This window comes from Streptomyces noursei (genome assembly GCF_016917755.1).
Lineage (GTDB): Bacteria > Actinomycetota > Actinomycetes > Streptomycetales > Streptomycetaceae > Streptomyces > Streptomyces yunnanensis.
In genome coordinates, this window is the sequence record NZ_CP070326.1 from 3,020,867 (window position 1) to 3,037,427 (window position 16,561).

12 protein-coding genes are annotated in these 16,561 nt (G+C 71.3%); 8 read left to right on the forward strand and 4 right to left on the reverse strand.

What is annotated here, in order from left to right; translation table 11 throughout:
• Positions 1-186 precede the first annotated feature (186 nt).
• From pgfA to JNO44_RS13395, 3 genes are all read right to left on the reverse strand, one after another.
• The gene (gene pgfA, locus JNO44_RS13385; RefSeq protein ID WP_205364227.1) at positions 187-1,185 is read right to left on the reverse strand and encodes a cell envelope lipid trafficking protein PgfA; all 999 of its coding nucleotides are present in this window, start codon (positions 1,183-1,185) and stop codon (positions 187-189) included.
• Between the two features lie 72 nt (positions 1,186-1,257).
• Complete coding sequence (locus JNO44_RS13390; protein WP_107080348.1) at positions 1,258-1,392, reverse strand: SPW_0924 family protein; 135 nt, start codon at positions 1,390-1,392, stop codon at positions 1,258-1,260.
• A gap of 167 nt (positions 1,393-1,559) precedes the next feature.
• Positions 1,560-3,440 (reverse strand): lytic transglycosylase domain-containing protein, encoded by a 1,881-nt coding sequence (locus JNO44_RS13395; protein ID WP_205364229.1) that lies wholly within the window; start codon positions 3,438-3,440, stop codon positions 1,560-1,562.
• Positions 3,441-3,624: 184 nt separating this feature from the next.
• Here JNO44_RS13395 and JNO44_RS13400 point away from each other — a divergent pair, with 184 nt between their 5' ends.
• A complete protein-coding gene (locus tag JNO44_RS13400; protein ID WP_205364231.1) occupies positions 3,625-4,515 on the forward strand; it encodes a DUF4184 family protein in 891 nt (296 codons plus the stop codon).
• Between the two features lie 60 nt (positions 4,516-4,575).
• On the opposite strand, the gene polA is transcribed toward JNO44_RS13400, so the two are convergent.
• A complete protein-coding gene (gene polA, locus JNO44_RS13405) occupies positions 4,576-7,290 on the reverse strand; it encodes a DNA polymerase I (RefSeq protein ID WP_205364232.1) in 2,715 nt (904 codons plus the stop codon).
• A gap of 246 nt (positions 7,291-7,536) precedes the next feature.
• Here polA and JNO44_RS13410 point away from each other — a divergent pair, with 246 nt between their 5' ends.
• From JNO44_RS13410 to JNO44_RS13440, 7 genes are all read left to right on the forward strand, one after another.
• Positions 7,537-9,822: an FdhF/YdeP family oxidoreductase gene (locus JNO44_RS13410; protein WP_205364234.1), complete on the forward strand. Its 2,286-nt coding sequence runs from the start codon at positions 7,537-7,539 to the stop codon at positions 9,820-9,822.
• Between the two features lie 150 nt (positions 9,823-9,972).
• Positions 9,973-10,446 (forward strand): PaaI family thioesterase, encoded by a 474-nt coding sequence (locus JNO44_RS13415; RefSeq protein ID WP_205364236.1) that lies wholly within the window; start codon positions 9,973-9,975, stop codon positions 10,444-10,446.
• A 466-nt stretch (positions 10,447-10,912) separates the two neighbouring features.
• Entirely contained in the window at positions 10,913-12,133 is a 1,221-nt protein-coding gene (locus JNO44_RS13420) for a branched-chain amino acid ABC transporter substrate-binding protein (RefSeq protein ID WP_205369772.1), read from the forward strand.
• A gap of 101 nt (positions 12,134-12,234) precedes the next feature.
• Positions 12,235-13,164 carry a branched-chain amino acid ABC transporter permease gene (locus JNO44_RS13425; RefSeq protein ID WP_205364237.1) on the forward strand — a complete coding sequence of 310 codons (930 nt, stop codon included), beginning with the start codon at positions 12,235-12,237 and terminating at the stop codon, positions 13,162-13,164.
• A 5-nt stretch (positions 13,165-13,169) separates the two neighbouring features.
• On the forward strand, positions 13,170-14,987 hold the full coding sequence (locus JNO44_RS13430) for a branched-chain amino acid ABC transporter permease (RefSeq protein WP_205364238.1): 1,818 nt from the start codon (positions 13,170-13,172) through the stop codon (positions 14,985-14,987).
• 5 nt (positions 14,988-14,992) lie between these two features.
• On the forward strand, positions 14,993-15,835 hold the full coding sequence (locus JNO44_RS13435) for an ABC transporter ATP-binding protein (protein WP_205364239.1): 843 nt from the start codon (positions 14,993-14,995) through the stop codon (positions 15,833-15,835).
• A complete protein-coding gene (locus tag JNO44_RS13440) occupies positions 15,832-16,551 on the forward strand; it encodes an ABC transporter ATP-binding protein (RefSeq protein ID WP_205364240.1) in 720 nt (239 codons plus the stop codon). The genes JNO44_RS13435 and JNO44_RS13440 overlap by 4 nt, the downstream gene beginning before the upstream one ends.
• Positions 16,552-16,561: the final 10 nt, after the last annotated feature.

Below are 16,561 nucleotides of genomic sequence, written 5' to 3' on the forward strand. Positions count from 1 at the left end.
CGGCACACCTCGGCGCGGCTGCGGCGGGGGTGAGAGCCCGCCGGGCGGGGCGGTCCCGCCGCGTGCCGGACGGGCCCGCGCGCCCGCTCCTGCCCCGACGTCTGGGGCGTGCGGGCACGTCAACTCCCTTCGGCAGGACGGCGTTCGGAGCTTCTGCGGACGGTTCGTCGGTGTCATGTCTCCACGCTACGGCCCGCCACTGACAACGCCCTCGACCGCCGGTTGCGCCGGGTCCTCCGAGTGGGAGTGCCGGCCGCGGGCCTCAAGGTGCAGGCTGGCGGCGAGGAGGAGGGCGCCGAGGGCCAGGAAGCCCCAGGGGAGGTAGCTGGTAAGGAGCAGGACGAGGGTGCGCTGGGACTTCACCAGGGCCAGGGTGGAGTCGACGTAGTCGGCGCGCATCTTCACATGGCCGGCGAAGGCGGTGACCTTGCCGCCGCCGGGGAGCAGTTGGCCGCCGCGCAGCTCTTCCTTGTGGAGCTCCTCGCCGTTGACGGGGGCGCCGGTGACCGGGTCGACCCAGAACATCCGCGTGGTGGAGTACCAGCGGGTGGTGCCCATCTTCTGGACGGCTTCCGGGGTGATGCCCTTGACCGGCATCTTCTTGGGCAGCGGGACCTTGGTCCAGGGGATGGTCTGCTCGAAGTAGTAGACCTCCAGGCCGTGGAAGGTCCGGGTCCCCTTGTAGTGGATGGGGGCCGAGGTGCGGGTCTGGGCGTCGAAGTAGGCGTAGTCGCGTTTCTCAGTGAGGAACGGCCACTTGTACTCGATGCCGGAGCGGCGCACGGGGTCGCCGTCGACCATCTCGCCGGCGGCGTGGACGGGTTCCTGGGAGTGCGCGTCGAAGACGTAGCGCTCGGGGATCTCGGAGACCATCTTGCCGTCGGGGCCGGCCACGAAGGAGAGGGCGTCCCAGACCACGACGTCGCGGCCGCTGGCCCGCTCGACCCGGTGGGCCTCGGCGACGTTGCCCTTGAGGGTCTGGACGATGGTGACCTCGGGGACTTGTCGGGCCTTCATGGTGCCGTAGTCGAGGAGGGTGGCGGGCCTGGCCTCCAGGACCATGGCCTGGTACTGGCTGGGTGGGATCTTGGCGAGGCGGGGGAAGGCGTACCAGCGCATCAGCGGGGACAGCGCGGTGAAGAAGGCGGCGAGGCCGAGCAGGACGAGGCTCGCGGTGCGGCGCATCCCTCTTCGCGGCTTCGACGCGTGTGCCCCGGTGCCGGGCGGGGTTCGGCGCATGGCGGTGGCGTCCCTCCCTCAGGGGTGTGCGGGGACGGTGGTCAGCAGCGGCTCGGGGGACGTCCGGCCCTCGGGGGCGCCGATCGCGGTGACGGTGAAGATGAGGGCGAGCGCCGCGGCCAGGCCGATCGCGGCTGCTGTCAGGGCGCGCATGGCCGTCCTCCCGGAGAACTGAACTGATGCAGTGTCAGGGCGGGGGCACGGTAGCAACGGGCGGCCGAGATGAGAACACGTTTCACCGCCACCGCCGCCCCGCCCGGGTGTACGGGCGGGACGGCGGTGGCGGTACGGCCACGAGGGCCGGGGGCGTGACCGGGCGGTCAGGAGGCGGCGGGCGGCGCCGTCACGGTGAGGGTGACCGTCAGCACGGTGCCGTCGGCGGTGGTCAGCCGGAGCCGGAAGGTGCCCGGGCGGGAGTCGGTGTAGAGCTTCGGGAGGGTGAGCAGGCCGTTGGCGTCGGTGGTGAGTCCGGTGAGGGTGCGGACCGGCTTGTCCTTGTCGGCGCCGGTGGCCTCGGGGTCCTTGAAGTAGGGGCCCCGGTCGTTCTCGACGGGCTTCTTCGGGTCGTCGGTGACCAGGGTGGCGGTGATCGGGACGCCGGCCGCGGCCTTGCCCTGGTAGGTCGCCTTGATCTGGACGGCGTCGTCGGCGTACGCACCGCCGGCCGCCGTGGTCAGCGCCTTGTCGGAAGTCCGGGCGAGGGCATCGGCCTTCGGCGCGGGCTTGGCCGTGACCGTGCCGGCGAAGTCGACCGGGCGCACGTCGCGGACGGCGGCGGTGGCACGGACGGTGAACGGGCCCGCGGTGTCGCCGGCGTGCAGCGTCGGGGCGGTGGCCAGGCCGTCCTTGTCGGTGGTGACGGTGACCGTGGTGGCGCCGCCGGGGATGGGGGTACCCCCTGCTCGAACGAAGGTGAGACCGTGGGGGACGGTTCCGGTGCTGCCGGTGAGGGTGAAGCGGACGGTGGCGCCGGCCACCGGCTTGCCGTCGGCGTCCTTGGCGCGGACCCGCGGCGCGGTGGCGAAGTCGGTGCCCACGGTGGCCGTCAGGCGCGTGCCGTCCTTGTCGGCGACGGCTTCCAGGGCGGTGAGCGGGGCCGGCTTCGTGGGCGGCTTCGGCTTCGGGTCCGGGGTGGGCTTGGGGTCCGGCGTGGGCTTCGGCTTCGGGGACGGCGCGGGGACCGTCGTGCCGCCGTCATGGCCAGGACCGGTGGAGCCGGGGGTTCCGGACGAACCGCCCGGTGTCGCCGGCTCGTCGGGCTTGTGCTGTCCGCCCTTGCCGCCGGGGGCCGGGAGCGCGCCCTTCGCCTCGTCGCGGCGCTGGTTGCCGGGGCCGCCGACGGAGTCGGAGGTACCGCCGCGGTGGACGGGGAGCGGCCCCTTGCCGTCCGGCACCTCGAACGTGCCGTTCCGGTAGAACGTGTACCAGGACAGCACCAGGTTCAGGTACGCGCTGGAGTCGTTGTAGCCGAGCACGGCCCGGTCGAGGTCGGTCCGGTCGGACAGGTCGCGGCCGTCGGCGCAGAGGTAACGGCCGGCGGCGAGGGTCGCGTCGAAGACGTTGTTGGGGTCCTTGACGCCGTCCCCGTTGCCGTCGGCGCCCCAGCCCGTGCCGTGGGGCCCGCCCTGGGACCAGGTGGAGGGGATGAACTGCATCGGGCCGACGGCGTGGTCGTGGGTGGTGTCGCCGTCGTAGCGACCGCCGTCGGTGTCGGTTATCAGGGCGAAGCCACGGCCGTTGAGCTGGGGGCCGAGGATCGGCCGGAGGGTGGTGCCCTGCGCGTCGACCGCGCCGCCGCGGGCGTGACCGGACTCCACCTCGCCGATCGCGGCGAGCAGCTGCCAGGGCAGCCGGCAGCTCGGGTCGGAGGCCCGGAGGTCCGCCTCGGCCTTCTTGTAGGCGGCCAGGACGGTGGCCGGGATGCCCGCCTGGGACGGGGCGTGCGTCCCGCTGCCGGTGTCGCCGGAGTGGCCGGAACCTTTCGGCGGGGCGGGGGTCTTGAGGGGCGGCCGGTCGGTGAAGTACGACGAGCCGCCGTCGATGGGGGTGTCGGCGGGCGGTGCGGGGCTGCGGTCGGCGCGGGCCGCCGGATGGTCGGCGGCACCGGGCGCCTGAGAGGCGGTCAGCGCGGCCAGCGCCGCTGCCGCCACGGCCGTCGAGGCCGCTCCTCTTTGGAGCCGCCGCCGGAATGTGGCTGCCATACCTGGTGTCCCCTCCGTGTCGACCTACCGCGTGCACACCTGATCGCCGGTGTCTGGCTACTTGTGCGTGACGCCGTATCGCGCTCCCCAGCGCCTCAACTCCGGCGACACTACGACAACTCGGGCCGCACAGCCACCACTCCCATCAGCCACATAATGATCCTAATCGATCAAGGAGGGGCAGATGCCGTTCACGCTGAGTCATGCCGCCGCCGTCCTGCCGCTGATCCGTCGAACCGGTGCGGCCCGCGGCCCCTTGGTCGCCTCGGCGTTGGTCGCGGGGTCGTTCGCACCGGATGTGACGTACTACGCGGGCACGGTGGTTCCGGGCGGCATGGCATTCGGTGCGTTCACGCACTCCCTGTCCGGCGTGCTGACGGTGGACGTGCTGCTGACCGCGGCGCTGGTGGGCGGCTGGCTGCTGGTGCGCGAGCCGCTCCTGGCGCTGTTGCCGCGGGCCGCGCGGGAGCGGCTCGGGGCGTTCGTCCGGGGCCGGCCCCGGACGCCGGGCCCGGTCCGCGAACGGGCGGCGTCGGCAGGCTGGTTCGTCGCCTCGGCGGTGCTCGGTTCGGTGTCGCATGTGGTCTGGGACGCCTTCACCCATCCCGGACGCTGGGGCACCCGCTTGCTGCCCGCGCTCAACACCGTGGTGGGCGACCGGCCGCTGGCCATGTACCTGCAGTACGCGACCTCGGCGCTGGCCCTGGTGGGGATCGGATGGTTCCTGTGGTCGGCGCTGCGGGTCGCGTCCGCGGCCGGGGCCGACGGCGCCGGATCCGCGGCACCCGAACTGCCCGTGCAGCTGCGGCTGTTGCTCACCGCCCCGGTGGTCCTGGCGGTGCTGCTCGGCGCCGCGTACCGCACGCTGCGGGCGTACGCCGTCCACGGGGCGGCGGTGGGGTGGTTCGACTACCTGCCGGACGCGCTCTTCGGGGCGGGCGCCGGCCTCGCGCCGGGACTGCTCGTCAGCGCCGGGGCGATACGGCTGCTGGGCCGGCGGGCACGGCGGGACGGGGCCGCGGCGGACGGCGGGGCGCCGGGCCGGCCGGCGGGCGCGGGGGCCGAGGCCGCCTGACGGGAGCGGACCCGCCGGGGTGCGTACGGCACGGACTCCGTACGCACCCTGGGGCGGCGGTCAGTGCGCCGCCGACTCCCAGTCCGCGCCGGCGCCGATCGAGACGTCGAGCGGGGCGCGGAGTTCGACGGCCGCGGCCATCTCCTTCCGGACCAGCTCCTCGACCTGGGCGCGCTCGCCGGGGGCGACCTCGACCACGATTTCGTCGTGGACCTGGAGCAGCATCCGGGAGGACAGCTCCGCCGCGCGCAGCGCCGCGTCGACCCGCAGCATCGCGATCTTGACGATGTCGGCGGCGGTGCCCTGGATGGGGGCGTTCAACGCCATCCGCTCGGCCATCTCGCGGCGCTGGCGGTTGTCGCTGTTGAGGTCGGGCAGATAGCGGCGACGGCCGAGGATCGTCTCGGTGTAGCCGGTGGCGCGGGCCTCCTCGACGACGCGCTGGAGGTAGTCGCGCACCCCGCCGAACCGCTCGAAGAAGTTGTCCATGAGCTTGCGGGCCTCGTCGGGCTGGATGCCCAGCTGCTGGGAGAGACCGAACGCGGACAGCCCGTAGGCCAGGCCGTACGACATCGCCTTGATCTTGCGGCGCATCTCCGGGTCGACCTCGGTCTTGGCGACCGAGAAGACCTGGGAGGCGACGGTGGTGTGCAGGTCCTCGCCGGAGGTGAACGCCTCGATCAGGCCCTCGTCCTCGGAGAGGTGCGCCATCACCCGCAGCTCGATCTGGCTGTAGTCGGCGGTCAGCAGCGACTCGAAGCCCTCGCCGACGACGAAGCCGCGGCGGATCGCCCGGCCCTCGTCCGTCCGCACCGGGATGTTCTGCAGATTGGGGTCGGTGGAGGACAGCCGGCCGGTGGCCGCGACGGTCTGGTTGAAGGTGGTGTGGATCCGGCCGTCGGCGGCGATGGTCTTGATCAGGCCCTCGACCGTGGTGCGCAGCTTGGCCTGCTCCCGGTGGCGGAGCATGATCACCGGGAGTTCGTTGTCGGTCTGGGAGGCCAGCCAGGCCAGGGCGTCTGCGTCGGTGGTGTAGCCGGTCTTGGTCTTCTTGGTCTTGGGCAGGCCCAGCTCGCCGAAGAGGACCTCCTGGAGCTGCTTGGGCGAGCCGAGGTTGAACTCGTGGCCGGCCGCGGCGTGCGCCTCCTTGACGGCCTGCTGCACGGCTCCGGCGAACTGCTGCTCCATGCGCTCCAGCCAGCCGCGGTCGGCGGCGATGCCGGCCCGCTCCATCCGGGCCAGCAGCTCACTGGTGGGCAGCTCCACGTCGCGCAGCAGATCGGCCGCGCCGACCTCGGCCAGCTTCGCGCCGAACGCCGTCCCGAGGTCGAGGACCGTGCGGGCCTGCCCCATCAGGGCCTCCGCCTCGGCCTCCTCGTCCGCGCCGAACGCCAGCTGGCCGTCCCCGGCCGCGGCCGGGGCGAGATCGCGGCCCAGGTACTCGACGGAGAGGGCGTCCAGGGCGAAGGAGCGGCGGCCGGGCTTGACCAGATAGGCGGCGAGGGCGGTGTCCATGCCGACGCCGTCGATGCGCCAGCCGTGCTCGCCGAAGACCCGCATCAGGCCCTTGGCGTTGTGCATCACCTTGGGCCGGGCCGGGTCGGCGATCCAGGCGGCGAAGGCCCGCTCGTCGGCCTCGTCCAGCTGCGCCGGGTCGAACCAGGCGGCCGGGCCGTGCCCGGTGGCCAGCGCCACCTCGGCGACGCTGCCGCTGCCCAGCGTCCACACGTCGACGGTGGCCACGCCCAGCGGCCCGGTGCCGTGCTCAGCCAGCCACGGGGCCAGCTCGCCGGTGCCCAGGACCGCGCCGTCCACCTCGACGCCGGCGGCCGGCTCGGCGCTCTCCGCGCTCTCTGCGGCGCCGGGGTCCACGGCCAGAAGGCGGTCCCGCAGGCCCTGGTTGCGGATCTCCAGGGCGTTCAGGAAGACCTTGAGGGCCTCGCGGTCGTAGGGCTGGCGGGTGAGCTCGGCGGGGCCGCAGGACAGCTCGACGTCGCGGACCATCTCCGTCAGGCGGCGGTTGAGCTTCACCGACTCCAGGTGGTCGCGGAGATTCTGCCCCGCCTTGCCCTTGACCTCGTCGGCCCGCGCCACCAGCTCGGCGAACGAACCGAACTGGTTGATCCACTTGGTGGCGGTCTTCTCGCCGACACCGGGGATGCCGGGGAGGTTGTCCGACGGGTCGCCGCGCAGCGCGGCGAAGTCCGGGTACTGCGCGGGGGTCAGGCCGTACTTCTCGGCGACCTTCTCCGGGGTGAAGCGCGTCAGCTCGGAGACGCCCTTGGTGGGATAGAGGACCGTGACGTCCTCGGAGACCAGCTGGAAGGAGTCGCGGTCGCCGGTGACGATCGCCACCTCGAAGCCCTCGGCGGTGGCCTGGGTGGCCAGGGTGGCGATGACGTCGTCGGCCTCGAAGCCGTCCACCGCGAAGCGCTTGACGTGCATCGCGTCCAGCAGCTCGCCGATCAGCTCGACCTGGCCCTTGAACTCGTCGGGCGTCTTGGAGCGGTTCGCCTTGTACTCGGGGAACTCCTCGGAGCGCCACGTCTTGCGGGAGACGTCGAACGCCACCGCGAAGTGGGTGGGCGCCTCGTCACGCAGGGTGTTCGCGAGCATCGACGCGAAGCCGTAGATCGCGTTGGTCGGTTGCCCGGTCGCGGTGGTGAAATTCTCCACGGGCAGGGCGAAGAACGCCCGGTATGCCATGGAATGCCCGTCCATCAGGAGCAGGCGAGGACGGCCACCCGCCGCCTCGGTGCCGGTCGCTTCGCTCATCTTCACTGCCTTTCCTGCCACGCCCCCGATCCTGCCACGCCCCACCGACAATCCCCGCCGCGCCGGGCGACACCGGACCGCCCGCCCCACCACGCCACACCCGCCGCGCCGCACCCGCCGCCACGCACTCCCCTTACTGGCCCGCCCCGGTCCGTGACAGGATCTGAGACGCACCAATCAGATGTGCACGGCAACGACCGCCCCACCCCCGGCGGCCCGCCCGGCACACGACCCCAGGGAGAGCGCATGGCAGGCAAGCCGCCCGCGTCGGACCCCGTCCAGGACGCGCCCGAGGTCGGCGCGCCCCAGCACTCCGCGGTCGGCATCCCGGCCATCACCCACGCGCTGAAGATCTCCCAGCAGCAGATGGGCGTCCGCCGCACCGCCCTCACCCTGCTACGGGTCAACCAGAAGAACGGCTTCGACTGCCCCGGCTGCGCCTGGCCCGAGGACGACAAGCGGCACGCCGCCGAGTTCTGCGAGAACGGCGCCAAGGCCGTCGCCGAGGAAGCCACCCTGCGACGGGTCACCCCGGACTTCTTCGCCGCCCACTCCGTCGCCGACCTCGCCTCCCGCAGCGGCTACTGGCTCGGCCAACAGGGCCGCCTCACCCACCCCATGTACCTCCCCGAGGGCGCCGACCACTACGAACCCGTCACCTGGGACCGCGCCTTCGACCTCATCGCCGAGGACCTCACCGCCCTCGCCTCCCCCGACGAGGCCGTCTTCTACACCTCCGGCCGGACGAGCAACGAGGCCGCCTTCCTCTACCAGCTCTTCGCCCGCGAGTTCGGCACCAACAACCTCCCGGACTGCTCCAACATGTGCCACGAGTCCTCGGGCTCGGCACTCACCGCCACCCTGGGCGTCGGCAAGGGCAGTGTCCTGTTGGAGGACCTCTACAAGGCCGACCTGATCATCGTCGCCGGCCAGAACCCGGGCACCAACCACCCGCGGATGCTCAGCGCCCTGGAGAAGGCCAAGGCCGGCGGCGCCAAGATCATCTCGATCAACCCGCTGCCCGAGGCCGGCCTGGAACGCTTCAAGAACCCCCAGACCCCGCGCGGCCTGGCCGGCGGCGGCACCGCCCTGACCGACCTCTTCCTCCAGGTGCGCCTCGGCGGCGACCAGGCCCTCTTCCGCGCCCTCAACCGCCGCATCCTGCAGACCGAAGGCGCCCTCGACGAGGACTTCATCCGCGACCACACCCACGGCTTCGAGGAGTTCGCGGACCTGGTCCGCGCCGGCGACGACGCCGACGACACGCTGCGCGCCACCGGACTCACCCACGACGAGATCGAACGCGCCGCCGCCATGGTGCTCGCCTCCCGCCGCACCATCGTGTGCTGGGCGATGGGCCTGACCCAGCACAAGCACTCCGTCCCCACCATCCAGGAAGTCGTCAACTTCCTGCTGCTGCGCGGCAACATCGGCCGCCCCGGAGCCGGCGTCTGCCCCGTACGCGGCCACAGCAACGTCCAGGGCGACCGCACCATGGGCATCTTCGAACGGCCCGCACCGGCCTTCCTGGACGCCCTGGAGAAGGAGTTCGGCTTCGCACCGCCCCGCGAGCACGGCTACGACGTCGTCCGCGCCATCCGCGCCCTGCGCGACGGACAGGCCAAGGTCTTCTTCGCCATGGGCGGCAACTTCGTCTCCGCCACCCCCGACACCGACGTCACCGAAGCCGCCGTCCGACGCGCCCGCCTCACCGTGCACGTCTCCACCAAGCTCAACCGCTCCCACGTCGTCACCGGCGCCCGCGCCCTGATCCTGCCGACCCTGGGCCGCACCGAACGCGACCGCCAGGCGAGCGGCGACCAGTTCGTGACCGTCGAGGACTCCATGGGCATGGTGCACGCCTCCCGCGGCCGCCTGGAGCCCGCCGGCCCCCAACTGCTCTCCGAACCCGCCATCGTCGCCCGCCTCGCCCACCGCGTCCTCGGCGACCGCAGCAACACCCCCTGGCAGGCGTTCGAGAAGGACTACGCCACCATCCGCGACCGGATCGCCCGCGTCATCCCCGGCTTCGAGGACTTCAACGCCAAGGTCGCCCGCCCCGGAGGCTTCGCCCTGCCGCACGCCCCCCGGGACAGCCGCAGCTTCCCCACCGCCACCGGGAAGGCCAACTTCACCGCCGCCCCCGTGGAACACCCCACCGCCCCCGAAGGGCGCCTGCTCCTCCAGACACTGCGCTCCCACGACCAGTACAACACCACCATCTACGGCCTCGACGACCGCTACCGCGGCATCAAGAACGGCCGCCGCGTCGTCCTCGTCCACCCCGACGACGCCCACCACCTGGGCTTCGCCGACGGCTCCTACGCCGACCTGATCAGCGAATGGACCGACGGCAGCGAGCGGCGCGCCCCCGGCTTCCGGGTGGTGCACTACCCCACCGCCCGGGGCTGCGCCGCCGCCTACTACCCCGAGACCAACGTCCTGGTCCCGCTGGACCACACCGCCGACACCAGCAACACCCCCGCCTCGAAGTCCCTGGTCATCCGGCTGGAAGCCGCGCGGGAAGGCTGACCGCCGGCCGCACGGCGCGCGGTCGGCACCGGCGCTCGGGCACCCCGCGACGGGCGCCCGGGACGTGGCCTGATAGGAACAGGCACAGATCCACGACGATCAAGGGCACAGACACGGCCACGTTCAAGGGCGAGCGAAACGGAGCAGTCCATGGGTGAGCAGAGCACGACCACGTTCCCGCAGGAGATCCTCGATCAGTGGGCCGGCATCGGGGTCGACCTGCCCGCCCTGTTCTCCGCCGGGCACCTCGGCGAACGCATGAGCGTCCAGGTCACCGAGGCCGCCCCGGAGCGCGTCGTCGGCACCATGCCCGTCGAGGGCAACACCCAGCCCTACGGGCTGCTGCACGGCGGCGCCTCCGCCGTCCTGGCCGAGACCCTCGGCTCCGTCGGGGCCATGCTGCACGGCGGCCCCACCAAGGCGGCCGTCGGCGTCGACCTCAACTGCACCCACCACCGCGGCATCCGCTCCGGACTGGTCACCGGCGTCGCCACTCCCGTACACCGCGGCCGGTCCACCACCACCTACGAGATCGTCATCACCGACGAGCAGGACAAGCGGGTCTGCACCGCCCGTCTGACCTGTCTGCTGCGCGACGCCGACCCCTCCATGTACCGCGCCTGACGTCGCAAATCAGCCACCCGGCCGGCGCCCCGCCGCCCGCCGCCACGGCCCCGCACCCGGACCCCCGGGAGCGGGGCCGTCCGCATTCCCGTAACGCTGCGTCACAGCCGCGCCCTGCGCCGGACACCCGCCACCTCCGTCTATCGGACACCGGTCCCGCGCCGCGCCGACACACCGTCAAACCACCGCCAGAAGTGCGAGTTCGCCCTCCGCTCAGCGCCCGACCGCCCTGTAAGGACCATAACGGCAAAACGCTCATCGAAGGTCATAACAAGAGCGTCACAAGCTCGACGGCGTCAGTTCCGACCCGGCGGTCGGCACTCTAGAGTTCACCGCCAGTCACCGCACCGCCGGGCGCGCTGCGAGCACGGAACCTGTACCGCACCGTACGGCCCGGCGCGCGAACCGGCCAGGCGTGCAGCCGCGGCCGCGGCCAAGGAAAGGACTGATCGTGCGTCACCGTTCCTTGCTCCTCCTCACCACCGCACTCACCACCGGCGCCCTCACCCTCACCGCCTGCGGATCCCGCGGCGACAACAAGAACGCCGACGGCCACCACACCACCGTCGTCATCGGCGTCGACGCCCCGACCACCGGCGAACTCTCCGCCCTCGGCCTCGGCATCCGCAACTCCGCCCAACTCGCCGTCGACACCGCCAACAAAAACGGCGAAGTCAAAGGCGTCACCTTCAAACTCGAACCCCTCGACGACAAGGCACTGCCCAACGTCGGCCAACAGAACGCCACCAAACTCGCCGGCGACAAAGACGTCCTCGGCATCGTCGGCCCGCTCAACTCCGGCGTCGCCCAATCCATGCAACAAGTCTCCCAACAAAACGGGCTCACCCTCATATCCCCCGCCAACACCACCCCCGACCTCACCCAGGGCAAGGACTGGAAACAGAACAAGCGCGCCAGGCAATTCCCCACGTACTTCCGCACCGCCACCACCGACGAAGTACAAGGCGCCTTCGACGGCCAATACGCCTGGGAGAAAATGAAGGCCAAGAGGGCCTACGTCATCGACGACCAGAAGACCTACGGAACCGGCCTCGCCTCCTCCTTCAAGGACCAGTTCACCAAACTCGGCGGCACCATCGCCGGCACCGAACACATCAGCCCCGACGACCGCGACTTCAAAGCCGTGGTCTCCAAGGTCCGCTCAGCCGCCCCCGACATGGTCTTCTACGGCGGCGAATACCCCGCCTCCGGCCCACTCAGCCAACAACTCAAGGACGGCGGCGTCACCGCCCCCCTCATGGGCGGCGACGGCATGTACAGCGCCGACTACATCAAACTCAACAAAAAAGCCCAGGGCGACTACGCCTCCTCGGTCGGCAAACCCGTCGAACAACTCGCCTCCGCCAAGAAGTTCATCGCCGACTACAAAGCCGCCGGCTTCAAAGAACCCTACGAGGCATACGGCGGCTCCACCTACGACGCCACCTGGGCCCTCATCCAAGCCGTCAAGAAAGTCGTCGCCGACAACAACGGCAAACTCCCCGACGACGCCCGCAAGAAAATCCCCACCGCCCTGAACACCGTCACCTTCGACGGCGTCACCGGCCACGTCGCCTTCGACGAATACGGCGACACCACCAACACCATGATCACCGCATACCAGGTCGACAAGGGCGCCTGGGTCTCCCGCTTCAGCGCCGAATTCAAGAAATTCGACAAGAGCTGACCGCCCCCACCGGCGCCCCGGGCCGCGCCCCACCCCGGCGCGGCCCCCCGCACCACGGCACCACGGAAACGCCCACCTTCCCATCCCACGGAGGCCCCGCGGTGACCGAACTGCCGCAACAGCTGGCCAACGGACTCATCCTCGGCGCGATGTACGGCCTCATCGCGATCGGCTACACGATGGTCTACGGCATCGTCCAGCTCATCAACTTCGCCCACGGCGAGATCTTCATGGTCGGCGGATTCGGCGCCCTCACCGTCTACCTCGCCCTCCCCACCAACACCACCCTCGCCCTCGCCCTCCCCGCCATGCTCCTCGGCGGCATCGCGATATCCGTCCTCATCGCCATCGCCGCCGAACGCTTCGCCTACCGCCCGCTCCGCGGCGCCCCCCGCCTCGCCCCCCTCATCACCGCCATCGGCCTGTCCATCGCCCTCCAACAAGCCATCTGGAAGTGGTACCCCGACGGCAAACAGGCCCGCGTCTTCCCCCAGTTCAAAGGCCACGCCCTCGACGTCCTCGGCGCCACCGTCCAACGCGGCGACCTCTTCGTCCTCATCGCCGCCCCCCTGTGCATGACCGCCCTCGGCCTCTACGTCACCCGCACCCGCAGCGGCCGCGCCATGCAGGCCACCGCACAGGACCCCGACACCGCCCGCCTCATGGGCATCAACACCGACCGCATCATCGTCCTCGCCTTCGCCATCGGCGCCGCCTTCGCCGGCGTCGCCGCCGTCGCCTACGGCCTGCGCACCGGCGAAGTCCAATTCCGCATGGGCTTCATCATGGGCCTCAAAGCCTTCACCGCCGCCGTCCTCGGCGGCATCGGCAACATCTACGGCGCCATGCTCGGCGGCATCGTCCTCGGCATCGCCGAAGCCCTCGCCACCGCCTACATCGAACACATCCCCGGCATGCAGCAATTCGGCGGCGGCGCCTGGAAAGACGTCTGGGCCTTCGTCCTCCTCATCCTCGTACTCCTCCTGCGGCCCCAGGGGCTCCTGGGCGAACGCGTCGCGGATCGGGCGTGATAGCGATGACCACAACCACCGCCCAACCCAAGGGCCTCCTCCCCCTCCCCGCCCGCACCGCCCACCTCACCACCATCACCGGCGCCCTCGCCACCGCCGCCGCCACCGGCCTCGCCTGGACCTGGACCAGCGACTTCCCCGGCGACCTCACCTACTACGGCTCCCCCGCCGGCCTCCAACTCGTCACCCTCACCGGCGCCCTCCTCACCCTCCTCCTCGCCGCCTCCGCACACGGCCTCCCCGGACTGCGCTGGCTCACCCCCGCCGGCCGCACCGCCCCCACCCTCCTCGCCGCCCTCGGCACCTTCGCCACCACCGCCTTCACCCTCACCGCCATCGCCATCCAACTCGGCGGCCTGGTCAACCTCGAACCCGGCGGCTACCTCGCCGGCGCCACCGCCCTCCTCACCCTCATCGGCGCCCTCGGCCTACCCCCCGACCACTCCACCGACCCCACCCCCACCACCCCACGACAACGCCTCACCGCAGCCCTCACCGCCGGCCCCCCACGCCCCGCCACCCGCCAACTCCCCACCTGGGCCGAGCACCTCACCATCGCCGCCGCCTTCGCCGCCGCACTCCTCGCCTTCACCTACGGCATCGACACCGACGACGGCGCCCCCTTCATCGGCTACCTCCTCCTCGTCGCCCTCGCCGTCCCCGCCCTCCACCGCGCCGGACTCCTCGCCCGCCTCACCGCCCTCACCCACCGACACCGCGGCACGGCCCTGGCCGCCGCCTTCCTCGCCGCCACGGCCTTCCCCTTCACCCAGGACACCGACCAATACACCCTCATCGGCGCCAACATCCTGATCTTCGCCACCGTCGCCCTGGGCCTCAACGTCGTCGTCGGCCTCGCCGGACTCCTCGACCTCGGCTACGTCGCCTTCCTCGGCGTCGGCGCCTACGCCGCGGCCCTCGTCTCCGGCTCCCCCGAATCCGCCCTCGGCCTCCACTTCCCCTTCTGGGCAGCCCTGCTCACCGGCGCCGCCGCCTCCCTCGCCTTCGGCGTCCTCATCGGCGCCCCCACCCTCCGCCTCCGCGGCGACTACCTCGCCATCGTCACCCTCGGCTTCGGCGAGATCTTCCGCATCGCCATGCTCAACCTCAACGGCACCACCGGCCCCGACATCACCAACGGCGCCATGGGCATCCCCAACATCCCCAACCTGGAAATCCTCGGCTTCAACTTCGGCGAGCCCCACCACATCCTCGGCATCCCCCTCGCCCCCTACGGCAACTACTACCTGCTGATGATCCTCGTCACCGCCCTCGTCGTCCTCGTCTTCCGCCGCGCCGCCGCCTCCCGCATCGGCCGCGCCTGGATCGCCATCCGCGAGGACGAAACCGCAGCCGTCGCCATGGGCATCAACAGCTTCCGCCTCCGCCTCCTCGCCTTCGCCCTCGGCGCCGCCCTCGCCGGACTCGCCGGAACCGTCCATGCACACGTAGTAACGACCGCCACCCCCGAACAATTCCAGTTCGCCGGCCCCCAACCCCCCAACTCCGCCTTCCTCCTCGCGGCCGTCATCCTCGGCGGCATGGGCACCCTGAGCGGACCCCTCGTCGGCGCCGCCCTCCTCTTCCTCATCCCCGCCAAACTCGACTTCCTCCAGGACTACCAACTCCTCCTCTTCGGCATCGCACTCGTCCTCCTCATGCGCCTCCGCCCCGAAGGACTCATCCCCGACCGCCGCAAACGACTCGAATTCCACGACACCGACCGCCCCGACACCCCCGACCCCGGAAACCCCCCGACCGGACTCAACGGGAACCCCACCGACCCCACCGGCCCCCTCGGCACCGCCCAGGCAAAGGGGTGACCCCCATGACCACACCCACACCCACCACCAACCCCACCCCGCCCCCCGCCACCCACCCCCTCCTCCAAGCCACCGACGTCACCATGCGCTTCGGCGGCCTCACCGCAGTCCAAGGCGTCGACCTCACCGTCCACACCGGCGAAATCGTCGGCCTCATCGGCCCCAACGGCGCCGGCAAAACCACCTTCTTCAACTGCCTCACCGGCCTCTACACCCCTACCGAAGGCACCGTCGCCTACCGCGGCACCCGCCTCTCCCGCAAACCCCACCTCGTCACCCAGGCCGGCATCGCCCGCACCTTCCAGAACATCCGCCTCTTCGCCAACATGACCGTCCTCGAAAACGTCCTCGTAGGACGCCACACCCGCACCAAAGAAGGACTCTGGTCCGCCCTCCTCCGCACCCCCGCCTTCACCCGCGCCGAACACCACAGCACCCAACGCGCCCTCGAACTCCTCGACTTCACCGGCCTCGCCCCCAAAAGCGACCACCTCGCCCGCAACCTCCCCTACGGCGAACAACGCAAGCTCGAAATCGCCCGCGCCCTCGCCAGCGAACCCGGACTCCTTCTCCTCGACGAACCCACCGCCGGCATGAACCCCCAAGAAACCCGCGCCACCCAGGACCTCGTCCACGCCATCCGCGACCACGGCACCGCCGTCCTCGTCATCGAGCACGACATGCGCTTCATCTTCAGCCTCTGCGACCGCATCGCCGTCCTCGTCCAAGGCCGCAAACTCACCGAAGGCACCCCCCGCACCGTCCAGGCCGACGACCGCGTCATCGCCGCCTACCTGGGCACCACCGACGACACCACCCCGGGCGACCCCACCGGAGACACCCCATGACCACCCCCCTCCTCGAAGTCGAGGACCTCCACGTCGCCTACGGCAAGATCGAAGCCGTCAAAGGCATCTCCTTCACCGTCCACGCCGGCCAGGTCGTCACCCTCATCGGCACCAACGGCGCCGGAAAAACCACCACCCTGCGCGCCCTCTCCGGCCTCCTCACCCCCCGCACCGGAAAAATCACCTTCGACGGACACCCCCTCGACGACGTCCCCGCCCACAAGATCGTCGAACGCGGCCTCGCCCACTCCCCCGAAGGCCGCCGCCTCTTCCCCCGCCTCACCATCGCCGAGAACCTCCAACTCGGCGCCTTCCTCCGCAAGGACACCCACGGCATCGCCGCCGACATCCAACGCGTCTACGACCTCTTCCCCGTCCTCGGCGAACGCCACCGCCAACCCTCCGGCACCCTCTCCGGCGGCGAACAACAAATGCTCGCCATGGGCCGCGCCCTGATGTCCCGCCCCAAACTCCTCATGCTCGACGAACCCTCCATGGGCCTCTCACCGATCATGATGCGGAAAATCACGGACACCATCCGCGCCCTCCGCGACCAGGGCACCACCATCCTCCTCGTCGAACAGAACGCCCACGCCGCGCTCTCCCTCGCCGACCAGGGCCACGTCATGGAGACCGGCCGCATCGCCCTCTCCGGCACCGGCGCCCACCTCCTCCACGACGAATCCGTCCGCAAGACCTACCTCGGCGAGGACTGACCCCACCCCC